General features: G+C 61.0%; 20 protein-coding genes, 1 tRNA gene and 2 pseudogenes. 11 read left to right on the top strand and 12 right to left on the bottom strand.

The genetic code is table 11. From position 1 onward, the window contains the following. Positions 1-24 precede the first annotated feature (24 nt). The 4 genes and pseudogenes from pilB to ACVOLI_RS16335 all read right to left on the bottom strand — a co-directional run. The gene (pilB, locus tag ACVOLI_RS16350; protein ID WP_481615216.1) at positions 25-1,755 is read right to left on the bottom strand and encodes a type IV-A pilus assembly ATPase PilB; all 1,731 of its coding nucleotides are present in this window, start codon (positions 1,753-1,755) and stop codon (positions 25-27) included. A gap of 282 nt (positions 1,756-2,037) precedes the next feature. Further along, entirely contained in the window at positions 2,038-2,844 is an 807-nt protein-coding gene (locus tag ACVOLI_RS16345) for a sterol desaturase family protein (RefSeq protein WP_481615215.1), read from the bottom strand. A 305-nt stretch (positions 2,845-3,149) separates the two neighbouring features. Next, positions 3,150-3,252, bottom strand: a pseudogene (locus ACVOLI_RS16340) (prepilin-type N-terminal cleavage/methylation domain-containing protein); the annotation flags it as partial. Between the two features lie 355 nt (positions 3,253-3,607). After that, a pseudogene (locus ACVOLI_RS16335) lies at positions 3,608-3,707 on the bottom strand (prepilin-type N-terminal cleavage/methylation domain-containing protein); the annotation flags it as partial. A 497-nt stretch (positions 3,708-4,204) separates the two neighbouring features. On the opposite strand from ACVOLI_RS16335, the gene ACVOLI_RS16330 reads away from it, so the two are divergent. From ACVOLI_RS16330 to coaE, 3 genes are read left to right on the top strand one after another with little or no spacing between them, the layout of a single operon-like run. Further along, positions 4,205-5,464, top strand: coding sequence for a type II secretion system F family protein (locus ACVOLI_RS16330; RefSeq protein WP_481546998.1), 1,260 nt, complete (start codon positions 4,205-4,207; stop codon positions 5,462-5,464). Positions 5,465-5,471: 7 nt separating this feature from the next. Beyond that, complete coding sequence (locus ACVOLI_RS16325; protein ID WP_481615214.1) at positions 5,472-6,338, top strand: prepilin peptidase; 867 nt, start codon at positions 5,472-5,474, stop codon at positions 6,336-6,338. Positions 6,339-6,393: 55 nt separating this feature from the next. Continuing rightward, complete coding sequence (gene coaE, locus ACVOLI_RS16320; RefSeq protein ID WP_481615213.1) at positions 6,394-7,020, top strand: dephospho-CoA kinase; 627 nt, start codon at positions 6,394-6,396, stop codon at positions 7,018-7,020. A gap of 838 nt (positions 7,021-7,858) precedes the next feature. Here the strand turns inward: coaE and ACVOLI_RS16315 are convergent. The 6 genes from ACVOLI_RS16315 to ACVOLI_RS16290 form a co-directional block, all read right to left on the bottom strand. Further along, on the bottom strand, positions 7,859-9,199 hold the full coding sequence (locus ACVOLI_RS16315; protein WP_481615212.1) for a sensor histidine kinase: 1,341 nt from the start codon (positions 9,197-9,199) through the stop codon (positions 7,859-7,861). Next, complete coding sequence (locus tag ACVOLI_RS16310; protein WP_057629745.1) at positions 9,192-9,869, bottom strand: response regulator transcription factor; 678 nt, start codon at positions 9,867-9,869, stop codon at positions 9,192-9,194. Before ACVOLI_RS16310 ends, ACVOLI_RS16315 begins: the two co-directional genes overlap by 8 nt. A gap of 10 nt (positions 9,870-9,879) precedes the next feature. Continuing rightward, the gene (locus tag ACVOLI_RS16305; protein ID WP_481615211.1) at positions 9,880-10,353 is read right to left on the bottom strand and encodes a hypothetical protein; all 474 of its coding nucleotides are present in this window, start codon (positions 10,351-10,353) and stop codon (positions 9,880-9,882) included. A gap of 247 nt (positions 10,354-10,600) precedes the next feature. Then, positions 10,601-11,476, bottom strand: coding sequence for a 30S ribosomal protein S6--L-glutamate ligase (rimK, locus tag ACVOLI_RS16300; RefSeq protein WP_282267216.1), 876 nt, complete (start codon positions 11,474-11,476; stop codon positions 10,601-10,603). Positions 11,477-11,624: 148 nt separating this feature from the next. Continuing rightward, positions 11,625-11,698: transfer RNA gene (locus ACVOLI_RS16295), tRNA-Gly, on the bottom strand. 314 nt (positions 11,699-12,012) lie between these two features. After that, positions 12,013-13,800 (bottom strand): autotransporter outer membrane beta-barrel domain-containing protein, encoded by a 1,788-nt coding sequence (locus ACVOLI_RS16290; RefSeq protein WP_481615217.1) that lies wholly within the window; start codon positions 13,798-13,800, stop codon positions 12,013-12,015. Between the two features lie 178 nt (positions 13,801-13,978). On the opposite strand from ACVOLI_RS16290, the gene thiS reads away from it, so the two are divergent. The 4 genes from thiS to ACVOLI_RS16270 all read left to right on the top strand — a co-directional run bounded on the left by thiS (position 13,979) and on the right by ACVOLI_RS16270 (position 18,024). Beyond that, positions 13,979-14,179 (top strand): sulfur carrier protein ThiS, encoded by a 201-nt coding sequence (thiS, locus tag ACVOLI_RS16285; RefSeq protein ID WP_481615210.1) that lies wholly within the window; start codon positions 13,979-13,981, stop codon positions 14,177-14,179. A 326-nt stretch (positions 14,180-14,505) separates the two neighbouring features. Next, complete coding sequence (locus ACVOLI_RS16280) at positions 14,506-15,300, top strand: thiazole synthase (RefSeq protein ID WP_282272409.1); 795 nt, start codon at positions 14,506-14,508, stop codon at positions 15,298-15,300. Next, positions 15,300-16,052 (top strand): tRNA (guanosine(46)-N7)-methyltransferase TrmB, encoded by a 753-nt coding sequence (trmB, locus tag ACVOLI_RS16275; protein ID WP_481615209.1) that lies wholly within the window; start codon positions 15,300-15,302, stop codon positions 16,050-16,052. The genes ACVOLI_RS16280 and trmB overlap by 1 nt, the downstream gene beginning before the upstream one ends. Positions 16,053-16,176: 124 nt before the next feature. Then, complete coding sequence (locus ACVOLI_RS16270; protein WP_282272404.1) at positions 16,177-18,024, top strand: SLC13 family permease; 1,848 nt, start codon at positions 16,177-16,179, stop codon at positions 18,022-18,024. A 201-nt stretch (positions 18,025-18,225) separates the two neighbouring features. On the opposite strand, the gene ACVOLI_RS16265 is transcribed toward ACVOLI_RS16270, so the two are convergent. Continuing rightward, a complete protein-coding gene (locus tag ACVOLI_RS16265; RefSeq protein ID WP_481615208.1) occupies positions 18,226-18,573 on the bottom strand; it encodes a Rieske (2Fe-2S) protein in 348 nt (115 codons plus the stop codon). A 173-nt stretch (positions 18,574-18,746) separates the two neighbouring features. On the opposite strand from ACVOLI_RS16265, the gene ACVOLI_RS16260 reads away from it, so the two are divergent. The 3 genes from ACVOLI_RS16260 (at position 18,747) to mscL (ending at position 20,712) form a co-directional block, all read left to right on the top strand. Next, complete coding sequence (locus ACVOLI_RS16260) at positions 18,747-19,028, top strand: hypothetical protein (RefSeq protein ID WP_481615207.1); 282 nt, start codon at positions 18,747-18,749, stop codon at positions 19,026-19,028. 504 nt (positions 19,029-19,532) lie between these two features. Then, on the top strand, positions 19,533-20,237 hold the full coding sequence (locus tag ACVOLI_RS16255; RefSeq protein WP_481615206.1) for a fumarylacetoacetate hydrolase family protein: 705 nt from the start codon (positions 19,533-19,535) through the stop codon (positions 20,235-20,237). Between the two features lie 58 nt (positions 20,238-20,295). After that, a complete protein-coding gene (gene mscL, locus ACVOLI_RS16250) occupies positions 20,296-20,712 on the top strand; it encodes a large-conductance mechanosensitive channel protein MscL (protein ID WP_282273057.1) in 417 nt (138 codons plus the stop codon). Between the two features lie 58 nt (positions 20,713-20,770). Here mscL and ACVOLI_RS16245 read toward each other — a convergent pair whose 3' ends face one another. Beyond that, a complete protein-coding gene (locus ACVOLI_RS16245; protein ID WP_481615205.1) occupies positions 20,771-21,751 on the bottom strand; it encodes a hypothetical protein in 981 nt (326 codons plus the stop codon). A 253-nt stretch (positions 21,752-22,004) separates the two neighbouring features. Here ACVOLI_RS16245 and ACVOLI_RS16240 point away from each other — a divergent pair, with 253 nt between their 5' ends. Beyond that, positions 22,005-23,426, top strand: a complete 1,422-nt coding sequence (locus tag ACVOLI_RS16240; protein ID WP_481615204.1) for a M28 family peptidase — start codon at positions 22,005-22,007, stop codon at positions 23,424-23,426. Positions 23,427-23,589 lie beyond the last annotated feature (163 nt).

The raw sequence follows: 23,589 nt of genomic DNA, 5'->3' as shown, positions 1-23,589 counted from the left end.
GAGCATGGCTCGGCACTACAGGGCTTAGTCCTTGGTGACGCGGTTGATCTCGGCCAGGCTGGTAATGCCCTGCGCCGCCTTCAACAACGCCGACTGCCGCAGGTCATTGACGCCGATCTTCTGTGCAGCGTCAGCAATATCCATCGCATTGCCGCCCTGCAGGACGATCGCCGCAATGTCGTCGGTCATCGGCATCACCTGGTAGATACCGGTACGGCCCTTGTAGCCTTCGGTGCACTCCTCGCAGCCGACCGGCTCATGGAGTTTTATACCCTTGGCGATCTGCTCGGCGGTAAAGCCTTCGGCCAGCAGCGCATTCTCCGGCAACTGCTGCGGACGCTTGCAGTTGCTGCACAGGCGCCGCGCCAGACGCTGGGCGATCACCAGGGTCACCGACGAGGTGATGTTGTAAGGCGCGATGCCCATGTTCATCAAACGCGCGATGGTCTGCGGCGCATCGTTGGTATGCAGCGTGGACAGCACCATGTGGCCGGTCTGCGCAGCCTTGATCGCGATCTCCGCGGTCTCAAGGTCACGGATTTCGCCGACCATGATGATGTCCGGATCCTGTCGCAGGAACGAACGCAGCGCCGCGGCAAAGGTCATGCCGCGCTTGTTGTTCTGCTGCACCTGGTTGACCCCAGGCAGGCGGATTTCCACCGGATCCTCGGCGGTGGAGATATTGCGGGTATCGTCGTTGAGGATGCCCAGCGCGGTATACAGCGACACCGTCTTACCCGAGCCGGTAGGGCCGGTAACCAGCACCATGCCGTAGGGCTTGTGGATGGCCTCCAGAAACAGCTTCTGCTGCTCCGGCTCGTAACCCAGCTTGTCGATACCCAGCTTGGCGGCACTGCCATCAAGAATACGCAGCACGATCTTTTCGCCGAACAAGGTCGGCAAGGTGCTGACACGGAAGTCGATCTGCTTGGTCTTGGACAGATTGAGCTTGATGCGCCCATCCTGCGGCACGCGTTTTTCAGCGATATCCAGCTGCGACATCACCTTCAGACGGGCAGCGATGCGCTGGTTCAACTTGACCGGCGCCTTGGCCACGGTCTTGAGCAGGCCGTCGATGCGGAAGCGCACCCGGTAATCGTCTTCGTAGGGCTCGAAATGGATATCCGAGGCACCCTTGCGGATCGCGTCCACCAGGGCCTTGTTGACGAATTTGACGACCGGCGTGTCATCACCCTTGGCGTCAACGCCGGTGTCGCCGCCACCCGCCATGTCGTCATCACCGGCGGCGACATCCAGATCGCCCATGCCCTCGTCGTCCCCACCGAGACCATCACCCAGCGAATCGTTGCTGGCCATCCATAGGTCCAGCGTGCGACGGATCTGTTCCTCATCGACCAGGATAGGTTCGACCACCAGGTTGGTCTGGAACTTGATCTCATCCAGCTGCTGGGTCGGATTGCTGGTGCCGACAAACAACTTGCCGCCGCGCTTGAACAGCGGCAGCACGTGATGCTTGCGCAGCAGTTCCTCGCTGACCAGCTTCATCGCGTTCTGATTGGGATCGAACACCGACACATCCAGCAACGGCATACCAAACTCCATCGCATTGGCGGCCGCCATATGCGAGGCACTCACCAGCTTCTTGTCAGCCAGCCACTGCGCCAATGGCACCTTGGCCTCACCAGCCTGAGCCATCGCGCTACGGGCAGCGGCCTCATCCAGCGCCCCGTCCTGGACCAGACGGCGGGCAATCCCGGTGATGCCAACCAGATTGGCGGTGACAGCAGTGTTCATGGTTTCCCTTGAGCCGGACGACAACATAGTGATTGTACGCAAGGCTTCAGCACATGTAGAGCCAAGCCATGCTCGATTGGAGGTCACCAGCACATTCTCCGCCGTGCGTGGCTATGCCCTGCAAACGTTCTTCGCCGATGCTTCAGTACTCGCAAAATCGCGCAAGCAAACCACCAGAGAACAAACACCTGTGAAAAATCAATACCGATCGGCAGACAGAACGTTCGACACCAGGATCACACGGAATGGCTCAGCGCTTATCACTTCATGCGACTCGAAACATCAATCAGGATCACCTTTTAAATTGAAAGGAACTAAAAACTGCCAGAGCATCTGGCGATCATAAACACCCGAAACTCCGAGGCTCGACGAGCATGGGCCTGGGCAGTGGTAAGTACGAAACACACGGTCGAAGATGGAAAAGACGGTCGCGAAATTTTTACCCACCCCGTCGCCCTCGAGAACGTGATGCCACCGATGCATGGCGGGAGATACAAATATCCAGCTCAAACGACCAAAGGTCCAAGGCAGGTTCACGTGAACAAAAGCACCGTAGTAATGCCTGACAAGGGCATTGATCGCCAAAGCCCACCATGGAAAACCTATAAGAGCCAATGCACCCCCATCAATTATCACGGTCGTTAGACGGTTGATGGGATGGAATCGATAAATTGTCGTCCAATTCATTTGCCGATCGCTGTGATGCATGATGTGCACCTTCCAGAACCAGCCCGTGTGCTCAAGTCGATGCCGCCAATATGAAACAAAATCACCCACAAAAACGGCGAGCAGCACGCACAGCGGCACAGCAACCATGCCACTGGAAACATGCGAAAAAAGCTTAAGACTTATTGGCTCCATCAAATTGACCAGGAAAGTCAAAAGCAATGAGAGTGGCGCCAAAATGAGGACCGTATCAACAAGCAAAACAATAATATTAAAGCGAACTGATCGGACCTCAAACCCGACGACCCAGTCGCGCAACCGACTCCGATTCACCCATAATGCCAGGCAAAGAGCGAGCGCAGACAAGGCCATAACCCCAAGCAAAGTCTCGGCAATCAACCTGAAATACCAAAGCCAACCCATTGTTGCCCCTGTATGTATGCAAAAAAAGGTCGATGAGGCGCTTTGACCTATGCAAGACAGACCTAGCGAAAACTACGGGGTAGCGAGCAAGCAGTTTCCCGTATCCATATCACATGTGGCGAGCCGGATTCCTGGCGCCTTAGGCGTCCCGGTAATGTCGACATCGAACGACGCAGCATCATCCGCTGTTTGACAAGCTTTTTTTGGCGAAGAGCTGGGCGTATCGTCATTATGCAGGGTAGCAAGTGCAAAACTTGCATAACTCTTCATTTCCGCCAGACAAGCCCCCTCTGCCGCCTTGACCCTGTAGCTGTTGTAAGCCGGCAACGCGATCGCTGCCAGGATTGCAATGATCGCAACCACGATCATCAACTCAATCAGCGTAAAACCCCGCTGTCTCAGAAACATTGCCTGCCCCCCCCTTAATCAGAACAACCCTCTGAAGAAAAACCCCGCCTAGGCGGGGTTTTTCAAGACTAACACCCGAATTACGGGGCCGGCGTGGCCGGCGTGGCCGGCGGATCGCAAGCAGCAGTGTCTGCCTTACACGAAGTCACCTTGGTACCCGGCGCCTTCGGCTCAAAGATAACAGCAGTACCAGCGGTAACCTCGGCAGCAGTCAACTTGGCAGTCGGGGCGGTGCATGCCTTGGCAGCCGGCGTGGGAACTTCGTCAGCCGGGAAACCACCCTGAATAGCGGCCACAGCCGAATTCATGTAGGCCTTGGCTTCAGCAAGGCAAGCGCCTTCAGCCGACTTCACGCGGTAGTTGTTGTAAGCCGGCAGAGCGATGGCTGCCAGGATGGCAATGATCGCAACCACGATCATCAATTCGATCAGGGTAAAGCCCTGTTGCTTCTTCATGAGTACATCCCCTAGAGGTTTGGATTGTGAGCATGGTTGCAGACATATGCCTGCGCGCATGGGGTTACAAAGCAGATTGCGTGCCAACTTCCCAGCAGCCCCCTGCTCCCCACGGACAATGATGGCAGCATCGCCAAAGAAAGGAAGCCCCGCTGGCTCGTTTCAGGAACAGCACCACAAGGTGACCCGGCGCGTCACTTTGTGACGCAATTCCACAAGACTACTTGGCAAGCAAGGCTTCACCCCCCTGTTCCGAAGTCACTTGGAGCGGCGTTGTCGCAGCATCACCAAGCAAAGCACCGCCATTTCAGGCCCACGGGGATCCAACAGTCTCCAATCCGCCCGGATAGCTTCCATTGCAGGCTCAACACCGGAAAGGTGACTGCGATGTGACCTACCCCTCCAAAAAAGCTTGCTCCCAGACTGTGCCTACAGCCGTTTGACGAGCTACCATGCCGATGTTGTCTGGCCTGGGGATGGCTGGACGGGGAGAGAAAATGGCCGTTACCCGCAACGCGATCAATAAAGAGCAGGCTGGACGCAACACCAGCCAGATGCTGCCGTTTGTCTGGGAGGGAACAGACAAGCGCGGCGTGAAGATGAAAGGCGAGCAGGACGCCAAGAATGCGAACCTGTTGAAGGCCGAGCTGCGCCGCCTGGGCATCACCCCAACCGTGGTCAAGCCCAAGCCCAAACCCCTGTTCGGTGCCGCAGGCAAGCCTGTCAAACCAAAGGACATCGCGTTCTTCAGTCGCCAGATGGCGACCATGATGAAGTCCGGCGTACCCATTGTCAGCGCACTGGAGATCATCGGCAGCGGCCACAAAAACCCACGCATGGCCAAACTGGTGGGCACGATCCGGGCTGATCTGGAGGGCGGCTCATCCCTGTACGAAGCCATCAGCAAGCACCCGGTGCAGTTTGATGAGCTTTATCGGAACCTGGTGCGCGCTGGCGAAGGTGCCGGCGTCCTGGAAACCGTGCTGGAGACGATTGCCAACTATCAGGAAAACCTTGAGTCACTGAAAGGCAAGATCAAGAAGGCGCTGTTCTACCCAGCAATGGTGGTCGCTGTGGCCATTCTGGTCAGCTCGGTCTTGCTCATCTGGGTCGTCCCCCAGTTCGAGGACATTTTCAAAAGCTTCGGAACCGATCTACCCGTGTTCACCCAGATGATCGTGGCGGCTTCCCGCCTGATGGTGAAGTGGTGGTGGGCGCTGCTACTACTCGCGGTCGGTACTATTGGGGGGATCACCTACCTTTACAAACGATCTCCTCAGATGCAGCACACGCTCGATCGCTTGATCCTGAAGGTGCCGGTGATCGGCCAGATCATGCACAACAGCGCCATCGCCCGCTTTGCCCGCACGACTGCTGTTACCTTCAAGGCCGGCGTACCGTTGGTCGAAGCCCTGGGCATTGTTGCTGGCGCCACCGGCAACAAGACCTATGAAGACGCGGTATTGCGCATGCGTGACGATGTGTCGGTCGGCTACCCGGTCAACATGGCGATGAAGCAGGTGAACCTGTTTCCGCACATGGTGGTGCAGATGACGGCCATCGGCGAAGAGGCCGGCGCGCTGGATACCATGCTGTTCAAGGTGGCCGAGTACTTCGAGCAGGAGGTCAACAATTCGGTGGACGCCCTGAGCAGCCTGCTGGAACCCCTGATCATGGTCTTCATCGGCACCGTTGTTGGCGGCATGGTCATCGGCATGTACCTGCCAATCTTCAAGCTCGCATCTGTTGTTGGATAATTAGCAAATGGCATTTCTCGACCAGCATCCCGGCCTCGGCTACCCCGCCGCGGCCGGACTGGGACTGCTGATCGGCAGCTTCCTCAATGTGGTGATCCTGCGCTTGCCCAAGCGCATGGAGTGGCAGTGGAAGCGCGACGCGCGCGAAATCCTCGAGCAACCCGATATCTATGAGCCGCCACCGCCCGGCATCGTGGTGGAGCCGTCGCACTGCCCGCACTGCAAGCACAAGCTGAGCTGGTACGAGAACATCCCGCTGTTCAGCTGGCTGATCCAGCGCGGCAAATGCCGCCATTGCCAGGCACCGATCTCCATCCAATACCCGATCGTGGAGCTGGTTACCGCCTTGATGGTGTTGGCCAGTGTCTGGCAGTTCGGTTTCGGCTGGCAGGGCTTTGGCGCGATCGTGCTGAGCTGCTTCCTGGTGGCGCTGTCCGGCATCGACCTGCGCACCCAACTGCTGCCTGACCAGCTCACCATCCCATTGATGTGGTTGGGCCTGATCGGCAGCATGGACAACCTGTACATGCCCACCAAGCCAGCATTGATAGGTGCAGCGGTTGGTTATCTCTCGCTATGGACAGTGTGGTGGCTGTACAAGCAGATCACAGGCAAGGAAGGTATTGGCCACGGCGACTTCAAGCTGCTGGCGGCACTGGGTGCCTGGTGCGGACTGAAGGGCATCCTGCCGATCATCCTGCTGTCGTCGCTGGTCGGCGCCATTATCGGCTCGATCTGGCTGTACTCGCGCGGCCGCGACCGCGCCACGCCTATCCCCTTCGGCCCCTACCTGGCCATCGCCGGCTGGCTGGTCTTCATGTGGGGCGACCAGATGATAGGCGGCTACATGCGACTGGCAGGCTTTCAGCAATAAGTGATCGCAAGCGACAATGGCCCTTCAAGGGCCATTGTTGTTTTGGAGTAATCGCATGAGCAGCTTCATCGTCGGACTGACCGGCGGCATCGCCTCGGGCAAGAGTGAAGTCAGCCGGCGCTTCGAGGCACTGGGCATCACCGTAGCAGATGCGGATATCGCAGCGCGCGAGGTGGTGGCGATCGGCAGCCCCGGGCTTGCGGCGATTGCCGAGCTGTTTGGTGCCGAGGTCCTGCAGGCCGATGGCAGCCTGGATCGAGCCCACCTGCGCCAGCGCGTGTTCGCCAACCCCGATGAACGCCGCGCGCTTGAAGCCATCACCCATCCCGCCATCCGTGCCCGCGTGCGCGGCATTTGTGAGGCGGCCACCAGCCCTTATGCGATTGCCGCCATCCCTCTGCTCACTGAGGCCGGCGGCCGAGCAACCTATCCGTGGCTGCAACGTGTCCTGGTGGTCGACGCGCCGGAGGAGGTGCAACATGCACGTCTGCTCAGCCGCGACAACATCGATGCTGCGCTGGCCGAACGCATGATCCAGGCGCAGGCCAGCCGCGCGCAGCGCTTGGCATTGGCTGACGATGTGATCGTCAATGACGGTCATCCGGATGCGTTGCAGGCGCATATCGAAATACTAGATGCCCTGTATAAAAAGATATCCACTGAAACCATTCACCCGAATTGACCACTAGGTTCTGACAGGACGGGAAGCTAGCACCTACCCCTCCACAAAACCGGCATCACTCAGAACTGCCTCAACTCTACCCCCAGCAGATGCAAAATCCGCCAAAGACATACGCATAAGAAGTAAACGCCACTCTGATTGATGGTGTTAGCATTCAATCGAGCAAATGGCTCAAAGGAGTTTTTTATGAACAGGAAGATCTTTGCCCCCGCATTCCTTTTTCTCTCGCTAATCAGTGCAAGTGTCTTCGCACAGAATGCACCGCAGCCAAAGCCATCCCCCACCCCATCCCCATCACCCTTCCCGCCTAATAACAGCCCTAAACTGCCAACAAACAATGATCGAATCATAGTTATCGATGGCAAAAATCCTTTCAGCGAGCCATGCCGAAAGGAAGACGGGTGCACTATTCCATATGTTCGTTACGAGAAGAGATAACTACGACAGCGCGGCGAAAGCCGCGCTGTTTTCCAATCCGCTTTGTGCAAGCCTAGTGAGGAACTAATCCGAAATCATGTATCCCCAGCAGTAGTCGTCAACACTAGTCACATGCGAAGAGCTGCATGCTCGACTGGCACAAGGTGATCGCCTGTATGAGCCCCAAGCGGGAGCACTACTACAACGCTGCAATGGAATATTGGAATCACAAGCCTCAATACCGAAGCAAACAACGACCTGCGCTTCACCGCGCCTTAACAAGCAAAGACCCAAGTCTTTGAATATCTCAACATCGACCACAATAAAACCAACTCTCACTCCACTCTGGCTTGGCTAAGCCAGGAGCTACACGATTTAGCTATTTTTTCCTTAGATAGATACCCAAGGTTCAGGGGCAAAATTAGATCTGCTCCGGTGCAAATGTCAGCGTAGCGATCACGCCGCGCTCTTTACCAGGACTAATACTCACCTGCCAGCCGTAGAGCGCGCAAAGTCGGCTGACAATGGACAAGCCGATACCGCCGCCCTGCGAATGCCCAGCATGGGTACCGCGATAGCCGCGCTGGAACAGGCTGGCAGCATCTTTCTCGCTCAGGCCAGGCCCGTTATCGATCACTTCCACGGCATTGCTGCTCACCCGCACCAGCACCCTGCCTTCCTGGGAATACTTGACGGCATTCCCGATCAGATTGCCCAGCGCCACAGACAGCGCCGACTCTGGCGCGTTGACCACCAACTCGCGCGATCCCTCCAGTACCAGCTCCAGCGGCTTGCCGCCAAGCTGAGCCCGATGCGATTCCAGCAATTGCTCTGCGACCCTTGCGACGTTGCTGCTGCCTTGGGCCCGCTCGTTGCGCGACAACAGCAGCAAGGAACCAATCAAGTCACTGCACTGCTGCTCTGCACGCTGGATCCGTTGCAGACGTTGCAACACTTTTTCGTCCAGATTGGGCCGCGCCAACAGCAGTTCGGTAGCCCCACGGATCACTGCAAGTGGGGTGCGCAGTTCGTGACTCACGTCAGCATTGAACTCGCGGTCACGCTGTACTACCTCAGTCAGACGTTCGGAGTAATCATCCAGCGCCTCCGCTAACTGGCCAACTTCGTCATCAGGAAAACGCGGCGCCAAAGGCTCAGGGTGCTTGGTACCACCGCGATAGGCGCGCAACCGTGCGGCCAGATCAGACACAGGGCGCATGACGCGAGAAGCCGACCACCAGCCCAGCACCAGACTCAACACTGTGAAAAGCACGACTGCGATAAGCAACAAGCGTAGCAACTGGCCCGTCGCCTCCGCTGCATCCGATACGTCATACCGAATCAGACTGGTAAACGGGGTACCCTTGGGATCGACACCCTTGCTTATCGCGACCTTGTAGACGTGCCAGCTGCCATCTGGTGCTTGCTGCCGAATATCATGTATGCCGTCACTCAGGTCGCGGTACAAAGGGTCAACCTTGTAAGCGTTTTCAGGGCTCCAGGTGCGGGCGTCGAACATCAGAAAGAACGGCGACTCACCTGGATTGGTCTCCACCTGAGAAACCAGATTACTGACCTCGCGCTGCAATGTCCGCTCAATCAATTGATTCTCAACACGGGCACGTAAATTCCACGCAGCCACGGCGAACAACGCCGTCAGGCAAAAACCCAACAGCACAAACGAGACGATGATGCGGCTGCGCAGGCGGCGGCGGTACCGCCCCCGCTTGCGCACAGGCTCAGGTAATGCTGATTCAGGCATCGGGTGCGGAGATACGGTAACCAATGCCGTGACGGGTCTGGATCATTGGTACTTCAAACGGCTTGTCGACCACCGCGCGCAGGCCATGGATATGCACGCGCAGGGAATCCGAATCCGGCAGCTCCTCACCCCAGACACGGGTTTCAAGTTCCTGGCGGGTAACCACCGCCGGTGATGCCTCCATCAAGGCCTGCAGGATCTTCAACGCGGTCGGGTTGAGCTGCAGCAGCTTGCCTTGGCGGCGCACTTCCAGCGTATCGAGGTTGTATTCCAGATCCCCCACCTCCAGCACGCGGGTGTGTGCACCCTTGCCGCGTCGCGACAACGCATTGAGCCGCACTTCAACTTCCTGCAGCGCGAATGGCTTGATCAGGTAGTCATCGGCACCGGAATCGAAGCCTGCCAGCTTGTTGTCCAACGAGTCACGCGCGGTAAGCATCAGCACCGGCGTCTGCTTGCGCGCATCGTTGCGCAGCTTGCGGCAGACTTCGATGCCGTCCATGCCTGGCAGATTCAGATCCAGCACGATCGCATCGAACTCGTGCACCACGGCCAGATGCAGGCCGGTCACGCCATCGGCGGCGAAGTCCACCGTATGACCACGATCCTCGAGATAGTCCCCAAGGTTGGCAGCGATGTCGCTGTTGTCTTCGATTACGAGAATTCTCACTAGTCCGCCCTTAGTTCACTTGCGGCTTCGACAAATCGCGCTGATTAGCCTGAAGCAATTCAAAGGATTGTTCCCTGAGCCGACGCCTCTCGGCTACAGTCAAGCACTGTGATGTTGCGCGGTGGGAGCCGACGGTTTTTTCACGACGGCAAACAAGGCGACTATCATCACGCGCTTTGGTCAGTACAGCATTGACCAGTTCCTGGTCGTTGAACAACTGGACCTTATCGGCTTCATTCAGCTTTGCAATCTCAGCATCGCCCGCGAGCAACGCTTCCATCCGCTGCAGTGCCGAATCGACCTTGCTGCGATCTTCCCTGGAAATTTCAGCGTAATCATCTCCCATCAGATCCTGCCTGATCTTCTGAGCCTGCGCCGCGAAAGGCGCCTGTACGTCGATGCTTTTTTCTACTTTGATATCGGACGCACCCGCTGAGAAGGACTGCACCAGACACGCCAGAATAACGAGACTCCTGATCTTCACAAAAGCTCCTTGCAGTAGAGAAAAGAAAAAGGGCGGAACCTGACCAAGCCACCAAGGCCATTCTCCAAGCATATAGAGCAAACACCCCAGACCGCCACTAAAAAACAAGGCCCCGACGGAAACCGCCAGGGCCTTAAAAATTCCCGATCACCGGACCCACTGAGGAGGGCTGGGTACAGTGGAAATAGGCTAGGGCCAGCCGGATTAAAGGCTTGTTAAAACCATGCAAAGAAATCGCATCCCGGCTTCAGCGCTTGAGGCTGGTCACGTATTCGATCATGCGCCCGGCGATATCGTCCCCTGAGACCCCCTCGATGCCCTCCAGACCCGGGGTCGAATTGACCTCCAGCACCAGGGGCCCACGCTTGGAGCGGATCAGGTCGACGCCGGCAATGCCCAACCCCAATGCCTTGGCCGAACGAATCGCCACCTGCTGCTCGGCCTTGCTGCAGACCACCCGCTCGGCAACGCCGCCGGCATGAAGGTTAGAGCGGAAGTCCCCTTCCTGCGCCTGGCGGCGCATGGTCGCCACCACCTGGTCGCCCACCACCAGGCAACGCAGGTCCGCGCCCTGGGCCTCGGCGATGAATTCCTGCACCAGGAAGTTGGCGTACAACCCTCGCAAGGCCTCGACGGTGCCCTTGGAAGCACTGAGCTTCTCGGTGAGGATCACCCCCCGGCCCTGCGTGCCTTCGCTGAGCTTCACCACATGCGGCGGCGGCCCCAGCATCGACAACAAGTCATCGGTATCGTCCGGGTTGTCACCGAACACCGTCACCGGCATGTCGATGCCCTTGGCCGCCAGCAGCTGATGCGCGCGCAGCTTGTCGCGCGCGCGCAGGATGGCATCGGACGGATTGGGGGTACGCGCGCCCATCATCTCGAACTGGCGCAGCACCGCCGTGCCGTAGCGGGTGATGGAGGAACCGATGCGCGGGATCACCGCGTCTATCCCGGTCAGCGCCTTGCCCTTGTAGTGCATGCCGAAGCCACTGGAGGTGATGCGCATATAGCAGCGCAGCGGGTCGAGAATGCGCACGGTATGGCCGCGGCTGCGTGCAGCTTCGACCAGACGACGGGTCGAGTACAGCTTGGTATTACGGGAAAGAATGGCCAGTTTCATCGCGGCGGGAGTGGTCGGTAGGCGCGCAGCATATCGCGGCGTAACCGGTCCCGGATGATCTTGATCGCGCCGTTGGGAGGGCCTTCATCGACAGGTAAAGCGAGACCAGGCACCGTGCCGCACGCATCCCCCGAAAAACCGCCAGGAATGGAGCGGGCGAAGGGAATCGAACCCTCGTCAGTAGCTTGGGAAGCTACAGCTCTACCATTGAGCTACGCCCGCTTTGGCGAGGCTGAAGTCTATGCGCCACGCAGGGACAAAGCAATGTCCACGACTGCGCGTTCCCTGCTCAAAAAAGCCTTATCGGACGTTTCTGCCTGCGGACCAATGCCGACGACAAGGCCGTAGCCCGGGTAAGCACAGCGCACCCGGGAACTAGAACCACGCCCCCGGGTGCGTTGCGCTTACCCGGGCTACGACGCTGTGCAAACAGCAGCCCACAACCCACGCCCACACAGCCTCCAAAAAAGAGGCGATGCCGCAAACGCGGCACCGCCTCCCACACACAACACCTGCTTGATTGCTGCTACAGCGGCTTAGAAGCTGCCGCCAAAGCTGGCGAACACCGTCGCATCACGGGCGGACTTCTGCATCGTGGTGGTGCTCAGGCCGATATTGCTTTCCAGGCCGAACAGGCTCAGACGTGCACCCAGCACCGCGGTGGCGTAGTTGCGGTCAAACTCCAGCCCCGGCACCTTGTACATGCCGACGTCCGCCATGGTCTGCAACCAGGCACTGGCCTGCTTGCCGTCCTCGAACTCATGGTCGTAGGTGACCTGCACATAGGGCTTCACGTTGCCGCCATCGAAGCGGGCCTGCCAGCCGATGCGGCCAACGGTCGAATCCAGGTCCTGGTCGCCATAGCCAAACGCAGTAGCGCTGGCATTGCTTTCCACGTAGCCGTCCAGCTTCACCTTCTGCCAGACCACAGCCGCCACCGGGCCGTGACGGAAGCCACCGGCCTGGCCGAATTCATAGCCAGCATTGATCGCTGCGGTCAGGTTGCTGCCATCCGGCGAGCCTTTGTGCTCACGGGTAGCCGGGCCGAGCTGCACCTTGCGGGTAACGTCGTAACCCAGCCAGCTGTAGCTCACCTGGCCATTGACCCATGCGCGATCACCGTACCAGCCGGCGAACAGACCCAGGGTGGTGTCGTCCTGGGTGAAGTCACCCTTGCTGTTGCCGAAATCAGCATCCATGCGGCCGTAGCCGGCGAAGGCGCCGAGCACCATGCCGTCACGCGCCCAATCCACACCGAACAGGCCGGCCGGTGCCAGGCCATCATAGAGATCGGCATGGTCATAACGCTGCATGTCGCCGCGCACATTGCCCCACCAGCTCAGGCCATCAGCCGGACGCGAGCCCACATGCGCGCCAACCTGATCGGCACGGGCGCGACCGGTGGTCTGTGCCGAATGGCTCAGGATCTGCTGCAGACGCGGCGCCTCCAGTACCGAGATGGCGTACTGACCGAGGATCTGGTGGGCAGCCGTGGTCGGATGCACGCCATCGGCGAACACATAAGTGTTGTTGGCATTCGGCGCCACCAGGCTCAACGGCGAGCAGGTCAGCGACGAGGCCGAAGTGCAGGCCATGTTACTGACATTGGTGAAGCCATAGGTACCCGGGTTGGCGACGATCTCCTGCAGGATGCTGAAGGTATCGACCGGAATCACCTGCAAGCCAGCCTGCTTCAACCCACCAAACAGCGCGTCGTTATAGGTCTTGGCCAGCGCGGTGCCCTGCGCCATGCCAACGGCACCGCCTGCACGGGAGGCCGGGGTCAAGCCGATATCAGGCAGCGTCGGGACCATCACGTACTGGGCGCCAGCGGACTTCAGCGAGCCGACGATGCCGATCTGGTCGGCCACCGCCGCACCGATGATGGCCTGCGCCTGCGCTGGCGCCGCCTGCACGGCAAACAGATCGTTTGCACCGCCCCACACTGTGTACAACGCATTGGCGTCAGCCTTGCCACCGTTGGCGGCCAGGTACTTGGTCATCTGGGTTTTCATCGACGGCGTTGCACCCAGTGCGCCGACAGTGTCCACACCCACACGCGCGCCGCCAACAGCGTAGTTGTCACCGGTCTGGCCGTTGCCGTTGGGACTGGCATTGGTACCGTACTGGTCGGCGATATAGTCCGCCCACACCCAACCCGGGTTGGTGGTGAAGCGACCCACCAGCGAAGCATTCGGATCCAACTGCATCAGCACCGGACGGAAGTAGCCGGTATCGGTCAGGCTGTCACCGAAGAACACCGTCTTGGAATACGGTGACTGCGCCATGGCCGGCGCCGCAGCCAAGGCAATGGCGACAGCCACGGCGGCGCGCAGCGGGCGAAGGGAAAGAGACATGTTCAACTCCTGGATGGGGGAAAGCGGACAGACATACGCCGCCGCACGTTGTTATGTTTTCATTACCGCGCAAGACACACACGCTGCGCCGCCGCAAACTGTCTGTCCGCTGGGCTTTTGCCGCGGCTGTGGCGAGAATGGCGGCATGAACATCCATCTGAATGGCGAACCCCGCCAGCTGCAGCCCGCTTTGACCCTGATCGAACTATTGGCCGCCGAAGGGCTGGCCGAACGCCGCGTGGCGGTCGAGATCAACGGCGACATCATTCCGCGCAGCCAGCATGCGAACCATCGGCTGCAGGACGGTGACGTGGTGGAAATCGTGCACGCGCTGGGCGGCGGTTGAAGCGCCGCAACCAGGTAGTGCCGAGCCATGCTCGGCAGGAGCGTTACCGGCGCAGCATCAAACTTGTGGGAGCGGCGCAAGCCGCGAAGCTGCCCATACACAAAGGGCGGAAAAGCCAACCCCTCCCCAGCCCTGCCCTTGCCTGCGGCAAAGGGAGGGAGCGACAGCGGCGGCTGTCGGCACCATCTGTAGAGCGCAGTCATGCTGCGTCGGGGCTTTACCGGGGATAGCCCATGCCGAGCATGGCTCGGCACTACAGTGCTGGCTTGCCCCATGCCGAGCATGGCTCGGCACTACACGTAGGCTGGATGGGTGATAATTCGGGCATGAATGCAAATGTCCCCACCGATTCGCTGGTCATCGCCGGCAAAACCTATTCATCCCGGCTGCTGACCGGCACCGGCAAGTTCAAGGATCTGGAAGAAACCCGCCTGGCTACCGAAGCCGCTGGCGCCCAGATCGTCACCGTGGCCATCCGCCGCACCAACATCGGCCAGAACCCGGGCGAGCCCAACCTGCTCGATGTACTGCCGCCGGACCGCTACGCCATCCTGCCCAATACCGCCGGCTGCTATACCGCCGAAGACGCCGTGCGCACCTGCCGCCTGGCCCGTGAGCTGCTGGACGGCCACAACCTGACCAAGCTCGAAGTGCTGGGCGACCAGAAGACCCTGTACCCGGACGTGATGGCTACCCTCAAGGCCGCCGAACAGCTGGTCAAGGACGGTTTCGACGTCATGGTCTACACCTCCGATGACCCGATCCTGGCCAAGCGCCTGGAGGAAATCGGCTGCGCCGCGGTGATGCCGCTGGCAGCACCAATTGGTTCGGGGCTGGGCATCCAGAACAAGTACAACCTGATCGAGATCATCGAGAACGCCAAGGTGCCGATCATCGTCGATGCCGGCGTCGGCACCGCCTCGGACGCGGCCATCGCCATGGAGCTGGGCTGCGACGGCGTGTTGATGAACACCGCCATTGCCGGCGCCCGCAACCCGGTGCTGATGGCCAGCGCCATGCGCAAGGCCGTGGAAGCTGGCCGCGAGGCCTTCCTCGCCGGCCGCATCCCGCGCAAGCGCTACGCCAGCGCCTCCTCTCCCGTTGATGGGCTGATCGGCTGATGACCAATCCTTTTGACAGCGCGGGCTCCAAGGCGCCGCCCAAGCCCTTCACCGTGACCGAAGGCCGCCGCGAGATCCGCAGCTTCGTACTGCGCCAGGGCCGCTTCACCCCGGCCCAGCAGCGCGCGTTCGACGACCGTTGGCCGCGCTTCGGCATCGACTTCAATGGCGAGCCGCGCGACCTGGACGCCACCTTTGGCCGCAATGCGCCCAAGGTGATGGAGATTGGCTTTGGCAACGGCGCCGCGCTGCGCTACGCCGCCCAGTTCGACACCTCCAAGGACTACATCGGCATCGAGGTGCACGCACCGGGCGTGGGTCGCCTGCTCAATGCGCTGGCCGATGACAATGCCGACAACGTCAAGCTCTACCACCACGACGCCGTGGAAGTGCTGGAGAAGGAAGTCGCCGACGGCGCGCTGGACGAGATCCGCATCTACTTCCCGGATCCCTGGCACAAGAAGCGCCATAACAAGCGCCGTCTGGTGCAGCCGGCCTTTGCTGAGTTGCTGGTGCGCAAATTGCGCGTTGGCGGCCGTCTGCATTGCGCCACCGACTGGGAAGACTACGCCGAGCAGATGTGGGACGTGCTCGACGCCACGCCCGGTCTGGTCAACCGCGCCGGCCCGCGTGGCGCGGTGCCGCGTCCGGACTGGCGTCCGCAGACCCACTTTGAGACCCGCGGGCAGAAGCTGGGCCATGGCGTCTGGGATCTGCTGTATGACAAGCCCGGCAACACGGACGCCGGCTGAGTGATGAGGACGCGATGACAGCTGCACGCTTCCATGAGATTGCCGAACACGCCTCCTGCGCAGCGTTGATGGCAGAGTGCACTGTCAAACCGTCCCAGCTCTCCTCTTTGAAGCCACTGCCCTGATGGATACCGCGCTGACGCTCACCACCGATATGAAGCTCGTGCTCGGGCTGGTGGGCTTCACGATGGCGATGTTCCTGTTCGAGCGCATCCGCGCCGACGTGGTGGCGCTGGTGGTGATGGTGGTGCTGGGCGTCACCGGCTTGATTGCACCGGAGGAAATCTTCGGCGGCTTCTCCGGTAACGCGGTGATGAGCATCATCGCCACCACCATTCTCGGCGCCGGCCTGGACCGTACTGGCGCGCTTAACCGGCTGGCCGGCTGGCTGCTGCGGCGTTCGCATGGACTGGAACAACGGCTGCTGTTGCTGACCAGCGCGACCGCCGGCTTGAACTCCTCGTTCATGCAGAACCCATCGGTGATGGCGCTGTACCTGCCGGTCGCATCGCGTCTGGCTTCGCGCACCGCGCTCACCCTGAAGCGCCAGCTGCTGCCGATCTCCGCCGCCATCGTGATGGGTGGCGCGCTGACCATGGTCGGCAACTCGCCGCTGATCCTGCTCAACGACTTGCTGGTCTCGGCCAACAACAACCTGCCATCAGGCACCGCCACCATCGAACCGCTGCGCATGTTCGCGCCGCTGCCGATTGGCGTGGCACTGCTGATCGCCTCGCTGGCCTATTTCCGCTTCTACGGCAGCCGCAAACTGCAGGAAGAGGAAACCGAAAGCGAAGACGGCCAGGCCCCAGCCCGAACCGAAAGCTATTTCGCCAAGGCCTACGGCATTGAAGGCGATGTCTTCGAACTGCTGGTCACCGCCGAGAGCCCTCTGGTCGGCATGACCGTGGGCGAGGCTGAAAACCTGTTCGACGCTCCACTGTTCCTTGCACTGAAAACCGGCGACGACACACGCCTGTCGCCACCGGCGGACATGCGCATCTGGGTCGGTAGTGCACTGGGCGTAATGGGTCCACGTCGGCAGGTCTCGGACTTCGCGCAGAACCAGTTCCTGCGCATGTCCTCGCGCCTGAAGCAGCTGGGCGACCTGTTCAACCCGGCCCGCGCCGGCATTTCCGAAGCGGTGGTGCCACCAACCTCGCGCCTGATCGGCAAGACCGCCGGTGAGCTGCGCCTGCGCAAGGAACGCGGCATCAGCCTGCTGGCGATCAACCGCGACAAGCAGGTGATCCGCGAGGACGTGCGCAATACCCCACTGCGTGCCGGCGACATGCTGGTCTTCCACAGCATCTGGCAGGACCTGGCAACTGCCGCCGAAAGCCGCGACTTCGTGGTGGTCACCGACTACCCAAAGGGCGAGCAGCGCCCGCACAAGTTCAAGATCGCGATGGCGATCTTCGCACTGACCATCATCATCGCACTCACCTCGCACCTGCCGGTGGCCCTGACCCTGCTTACCGGCGTGGCAGGCATGCTGCTGACCGGCGTGCTACGCATGGACGAGGCTTACGCAGCGATCAACTGGAAGACCATTTTCATGATGGCCGGCCTGATCCCGCTGGGCTGGGCGATGGACAGCAGTGGCGCGGCCGCCTGGATCGCCGGTCACACCATCGACAAACTGCCCGCCGGCATCCCTGTGTGGGCGCTGGAGATCGCCTTGGCGTTGCTGACCACCGCCTTCTCGCTGGTGATCAGCCATGTCGGCGCCACCATCGTGATGGTACCGATCGCAGTGAACCTGGCCTTGGCTGCCGGCGGCAACCCCACCGCGTTCGCGCTGATCGTGGCCTTGTCGGCGTCCAACAACCTGATGACCGCGTCCAACCCGGTGATCTCGATGGCAATGGGCCCCGCCAAGTACACCCCGCGCGAGATGTGGCGGGTCGGTGGACCGCTGTCGCTGCTCTATACCGTGATCGTGGTGATCATGATCAACATCATGTTCTGAAAGGCTCCGGATCCTGTAGGAGCGGCGTAAGCCGCGAAGCCAGTGCACCTGCCGGCGCTAGCGGCGGAGACCCACCAGCCACCCAGCGAACAGCGGGTTTTGCCGATCAACAGACACTATCGGCCCTGAAGCACCAATGGCTTCGCGGCTTACGCCGCTCCTACAAAAGCCACAGCGCCTGCAAAACCGCTTGCCCAGCCTTCAACCCAGCAACACCTTTTCATCGCTCACCAGCACCGGGACCGCGCGCAGCGAGTCACCTTTGCACGGACCTGCGACGCAGATACCACCTTCCAGCTCGAACGAAGCACCGTGCACGGCGCAGACCAGATGTCCTTCTCGGCTCTTGAGGAACTGTCCCGGCGCCCAATCCAGGGCACGTCCAGCGTGCGGGCAGACGTTCAACCACGCCCGCACCGCATCGCCATCGCGGTACAAGACCAAGGTTTCGGCATCGCCATCAACCACCGCCACCACCGCATGAAAGCCCTGATCAGGCACGGCAGCCAGCGGGCATAGTTCGAATCCGGAAGCGATGGCGCTGGACATTGAAACACCGATGCAAGTAATGCCCTTATTGTCGCATGGGCAGCCAAGGCCAAAGCGAAGCTGACTCACGGCAGTGTCCCGCCCCCTATTCAGACATCAATTAACGACAACTTCACGCAATTGGTCTGATCGCACCTGATACTCCACAGCAGACTCAACGTCATAGAGCTTTCATGAACATCCGTTACGTCCAATTCGCCAAGCTGCGCAACCTGTTCGAGCCGCGCAAACCGCGCAACCCGTTGGTGCGCGTTGCCTTGGGCCTGCTCGGCATCGCAATCCTTGCGGTGCTGGTGGTCGGCGGCGTGTTCATTGGCGCGGCCATGATCCTGGGCGGCATCGCCTGGAAGCTGTTTGCATCGCGCAAGGCCAGCGCCATGCGCAAGGCCGACCCGACCGTGGTCGACGCCGAGTACCGCGTAGTGCGCAAGGCCGCCCTGCCGCAGGCACGCTAACGCTTGTCTGTAGTGCCGAGCCATGCTCGGCAGGGGCTTTCCCGGCGGTGCAGCAAGCGCCGCGATGCCACAGATGCACCAACCAGCGAAGCACTTACCCCTCCCCAACCCTCCCCTTCGCTACGCGAAAGGGAGGGAGCAGAAGCGGTAGTGCCGAGCCATGCTCGGCAGAGGCCTTACCGGTGCCCTCAGACTGTAGGAGCGGCGTGAGACGCGAAGCCGGCACAGTTGAAACTCCCGGCATGTCGGCGATCTGATCGACCATCTGCTTCGCGGCTCACGTCGCTCCTACAAAGAAGCGCTCCCGGCGCCGGTCAAGTTGTGGGAGCGGCATAAGCCGCGAAGCCAGCACGGTTGAAACTACCGGCATACCCGCAATCTGCTCGACCATCTGCTTCGCGGCTTGTGCCGCTCCCACAAGCCGGCACTTCAGCACAGCGTTTCTGCGCAACAGAAAGCGCTTTTGTCCGCTAGACTTTTGCGTCGATTCACCTGGACGCAACCATGACTGACCTGATTCCCGCCCTGCCCCAGCCCCGCATCCCGGTCGCCGGTGGTGGCACCTTCCCGGTGCGCCGCATTTACTGCGTGGGCCGCAATTTTGCCGATCACGCCCGCGAGATGGGCGCGGCTGCGCCGGCCTCGGCCAGCGAACGCGGCCAGCCGATGTTCTTCATGAAGCCAGCCGATGCCATCGTGGTCGGCGATGCGCCCATCCCCTATCCGACTGCCACCTCCGACCTGCACCACGAAGTGGAGCTGGTCGTGGCACTCGGCAAGGATGCGCCCGCCGGCGTGCTCGCCGTGGATCAGGCGATGGAGCTGGTGCTGGCCTACGGTGTCGGTCTGGACCTGACCCGCCGCGACCTGCAGGCAGCCGCCAAGGCCAAGGGCGGCCCCTGGGATATCGCCAAGGGTTTTGACCATTCCGCTCCGGTCAGCAGCCTCGTGCTGGCATCCGAGGTCGGTGATCTGGCGCCGCTGGAGCTGTCGCTGGAGATCAACGGCGAACTTCGGCAGACGTCCACGCTGGACCAGATGATCTGGAACGTCGCCGATATCCTGCACGAACTGTCCAAGCTCTACGCACTGCGCGCCGGCGACCTGGTCTTCATGGGCACCCCGGCTGGCGTCGCCGCGCTGTACGCCGGCGATCGCTTCAGCGCACGTCTCGGAAAAATCGCACAGCGCGACGGCGTGATCGTCTGATTACATCCACTGGAGTAGTCTGCGCCAGCTCCCTTTCACGCATACCTAGGAGAAACACATGGGAATGATCAGCGAATTCAAGGAATTTGCGATGCGCGGCAACGTCATCGACCTCGCGGTCGGTGTGGTCATTGGTGGCGCGTTCGGCAAGATCGTCACCTCGCTGGTGGACAAGGTAATCATGCCGCCGATCGGCATGCTGGTCGGCAATGTCGATTTCTCCAGCCTCGCCTGGACCCTGGCACCGGCCAAGATGGGCGCCGATGGCAAGGAAATCCCGGCTGTGGTGCTGGGCTATGGTGACTTCATCAACACGCTGATCCAGTTCATCATCGTCGCCTTCGCGATCTTCATGCTGGTCAAGGTGGTCAACCGCCTGTCCCGCAAGAAGGAAGAAGCCCCGGCCGCTGCGCCGGAACCGACCGAGGAAGTGCTGCTGCTGCGCGAAATCCGCGACAGCCTCAACAAGCACTGATCGATCAACCTGCTTGCCAACAACGGCCGGGGTTCCCGGCCGTTGCCGTATGCAGCTATTAGAACGTCATCGTCATCGACACCTGCGGGCTGACATAAGAGGTGCTGTTGCGCCCACCCGGCAGCGACGCCTGCACGCCGAACAGCACACCGATCTGGTCGTTGATGATGTATTCCACGGCCGGCGCAATACTGAAGGCGCGGCTGCGTGGGCCATTCTGGCGCAGCGCCTTCCGCTGACCGGTCGCATCGGCCACGCTGCCCGCCAGCACATTGCCCGACTGCGTGCTGGCGGTCAGGTCCAGGGCCAACACCCAGCTGCGGTTGATGCTGTACTCCAGCCCCAATGCACCACTGACCGCGGCACCGGCATCAAGCGTGCCGCGGAAACCCTGCTCGGTGCCATACACGCTCCGCCCGACCACCGAAACGCTGCCCGGCGACGGACTCCAGGCGGTCTGCCAGCGCCAGCGCAGCGGCCGCCCATTCGGCAGCCACAGCACCTGCTGTCCCAGCAACGAGAGCCCGGTGCGATACACCCCGCTACCTTGGCCATTGAACGTGTTCTCACCCAATCGGTCATGCCGTCCGGTCGCCAGCGATTGACTCAGCATCACCGCCAGGGTCATCCCACCGGTCAGCGCATCACCCGCGTGCAACTGGTAGCGCAGCCGAGCCGCGCTGTCGCCAATGCGGTAGCCATCACTGTGCTGGGCGCCGTGCGCGGAGCGGCTGCCATTGAGCACCAACTCGCCCGTCAGGCGATCGCTGATGCCGCCACTGAGCAGCAGGCTGAGCAACTGGCTGCTGTCGTGTGCATCCAGCGTATGGTGATCGCCGTGATCGTCGTAGACGCCACGGGTGCGGCTGTATATCCAATACGGCTGGGCGAATAGCTCGCCCTGCGGCATCGCTGCCGGACCCGGAGTCAGCAACGGACCGGTGAAACGCACATCGTCCATGGAGTGGGCCTGCGCAAAACCGAGTACTGGCAATGCCAGCATCAACAACGTCCCTGCCGTCTTGTATCGCAATCTCATCACGTGTTCCCGAGCAATCCACCAAACCGGTGGGGGTGCTCAGCCTCGCCTGCGATGCTGCATCGCAACACAAGAAAAGCCCGTCCTTGTTTGTCACCGTTCCAGCTGCCTGTATCGCCTAGCGAATGTCCACGGGGGCCGCCAGCAGGGGAACCTCCTAGCGACCACCAAGACTTCCACACATCCCAACCGGCACATTCACCTACATCCGCTCACTGTTACCCTGACTCGACAAATCACCTTGGAATTGACTATGCGTCGCCGTGCTCTTTCCCTTGCCCTCCTCCTGCTGTGCACCTCGGCCGCTGCCAACGCAGCGCCCACCCATATTCCACAGGAGGCGCTGACCAAGGCCGCCGAGCTGCGAGCACAGGCGCTGGCGGACAACACCGGCTGGCAGGTGGTGGAATCGCTGACTACCGAAGTTGGCCCGCGTATGGCTGGCAGCGAAGCCGACGCACGTGCGGTGGAATGGGCCAAGGCCAAGTTCAAGGAACTGGGCTTCGACAAGGTGTGGACCGAGCCAGTGACCTTCCCGAAGTGGGAGCGCCGCAGCGAACACGCCTCGGTACTTGGCGCACATCCGCAGCCGTTGACCATCACCGCCCTGGGCGGAAGCCCAGCCGGCACGGTGGAAGCCGAGATTGTGCGCTTTGAAGGTCTGGATGCACTGAAGGCGGCGCCGGAAGGCTCGCTGGCCGGCAAGATCGCCTATGTCGACTTCACCATGACCCGCAAGCGGGATGGCGCTGACTATGGCATCGGCGGCAGTGTGCGCAGCCGTGGCCCGTCCGAAGCGATCCGCAAGGGTGCGGTCGGCTTCATCATGCGCTCGGCTGGCACCGATTCGCATCGCATGCCGCATACCGGCATCACCCGCTACGACGAAGGCCTGACGCCGGTGCCGTCGGCCGCGCTCTCCGGCCCGGATGCCGACCAGCTCAATCGTCTGGTTGCGCGCGGTCCTACCCGCATCCGCATCGCGCTGGATTGCGGCTGGGATGGCAGCTATACCTCGCAGAACGTGATCGGCGAAATCACCGGCCGCAGCCTGCCCAAGGAAGTGGTGGTGATCGGCGGTCACCTGGATTCCTGGGATCTGGGTACCGGCGCCATCGATGACGGCGCCGGCGTCGGCATCACCATGGCCGCCGGCCATCTGATCGGCCAGCTCAAGCAGGCCCCCAAGCGCACCATCCGCGTCATCGCCTTCGCCAATGAAGAGCAGGGTCTGCACGGTGGCAAGGCCTATGCAGCTGCCCGCGTGGCTGACGGCGAAATCGTGCAGCAGCACATCGCCGCCGAGAGCGACTTCGGTGCGGGCCGCATCTATGCCTTCAACACCGGTTCCGGCAATCCGGCGGAATCGCGTGAGGCCACCCGCCAGATCGGCGAAGCGCTGGCGCCGCTGGGTATCGAATACCGCGCCAACCAAGGCGGCCCCGGCCCCGACGTAGGCCCCCTGGCGGCCAAGGGCGGTGCATGGGCATGGCTGGCACAGGACGGAACCGATTATTTCGACCTGCACCACACCCCGGACGATACCTTGGACAAGATCGACCCGAAGGCCCTTGCCCAGAATGTGGCGGCCTACACCGTGTTTGCCTATCTGGCAGCGGAATCCGAAGGCAGCTTCGGCAGCGAGGCCAAGGATGTGGTGCCGCCGCGGGAGTGATTTTCTGGGATGTTGGAAACAAGAAAGGCGCCGCAGGGCGCCTTTCTTGTTTTGGCTTCTTGTAGTGCCGAGCCATGCTCGGCAGATGTGTTAACAGGAAAAAGCACCCCTCCCCAACCCTCCCCTTCGCTGCGCGAAAGGGAGGGGGCAGAAGCCGTAGTGC

Source organism: Stenotrophomonas sp. STEN029 (assembly GCF_056760015.1).
The sequence above is the reverse complement of the archived record's forward strand: the minus strand, read 5'-3'. Positions and strand labels throughout refer to the sequence as shown.

Excerpts from the sequence above, each read along its gene's own strand:
- ACVOLI_RS16325 (WP_481615214.1), top strand. The coding sequence starts at position 5,472 with ATGGCATTTCTCGACCAGCATCCCGGCCTCGGCTACCCCGCCGCGGCC.
- ACVOLI_RS16315 (WP_481615212.1), bottom strand. The coding sequence starts at position 9,199 with ATGCCTGAATCAGCATTACCTGAGCCTGTGCGCAAGCGGGGGCGGTAC.
- ACVOLI_RS16260 (WP_481615207.1), top strand. The coding sequence starts at position 18,747 with ATGAACATCCGTTACGTCCAATTCGCCAAGCTGCGCAACCTGTTCGAG.
- mscL (WP_282273057.1), top strand. The coding sequence starts at position 20,296 with ATGGGAATGATCAGCGAATTCAAGGAATTTGCGATGCGCGGCAACGTC.
- ACVOLI_RS16330 (WP_481546998.1), top strand. The coding sequence starts at position 4,205 with ATGGCCGTTACCCGCAACGCGATCAATAAAGAGCAGGCTGGACGCAAC.
- ACVOLI_RS16240 (WP_481615204.1), top strand. The coding sequence starts at position 22,005 with ATGCGTCGCCGTGCTCTTTCCCTTGCCCTCCTCCTGCTGTGCACCTCG.
- ACVOLI_RS16245 (WP_481615205.1), bottom strand. The coding sequence starts at position 21,751 with ATGAGATTGCGATACAAGACGGCAGGGACGTTGTTGATGCTGGCATTG.
- thiS (WP_481615210.1), top strand. The coding sequence starts at position 13,979 with ATGAACATCCATCTGAATGGCGAACCCCGCCAGCTGCAGCCCGCTTTG.
- ACVOLI_RS16280 (WP_282272409.1), top strand. The coding sequence starts at position 14,506 with ATGAATGCAAATGTCCCCACCGATTCGCTGGTCATCGCCGGCAAAACC.
- ACVOLI_RS16255 (WP_481615206.1), top strand. The coding sequence starts at position 19,533 with ATGACTGACCTGATTCCCGCCCTGCCCCAGCCCCGCATCCCGGTCGCC.
- rimK (WP_282267216.1), bottom strand. The coding sequence starts at position 11,476 with ATGAAACTGGCCATTCTTTCCCGTAATACCAAGCTGTACTCGACCCGT.
- pilB (WP_481615216.1), bottom strand. The coding sequence starts at position 1,755 with ATGAACACTGCTGTCACCGCCAATCTGGTTGGCATCACCGGGATTGCC.
- ACVOLI_RS16345 (WP_481615215.1), bottom strand. The coding sequence starts at position 2,844 with ATGGGTTGGCTTTGGTATTTCAGGTTGATTGCCGAGACTTTGCTTGGG.
- ACVOLI_RS16270 (WP_282272404.1), top strand. The coding sequence starts at position 16,177 with ATGGATACCGCGCTGACGCTCACCACCGATATGAAGCTCGTGCTCGGG.
- coaE (WP_481615213.1), top strand. The coding sequence starts at position 6,394 with ATGAGCAGCTTCATCGTCGGACTGACCGGCGGCATCGCCTCGGGCAAG.
- ACVOLI_RS16265 (WP_481615208.1), bottom strand. The coding sequence starts at position 18,573 with ATGTCCAGCGCCATCGCTTCCGGATTCGAACTATGCCCGCTGGCTGCC.
- trmB (WP_481615209.1), top strand. The coding sequence starts at position 15,300 with ATGACCAATCCTTTTGACAGCGCGGGCTCCAAGGCGCCGCCCAAGCCC.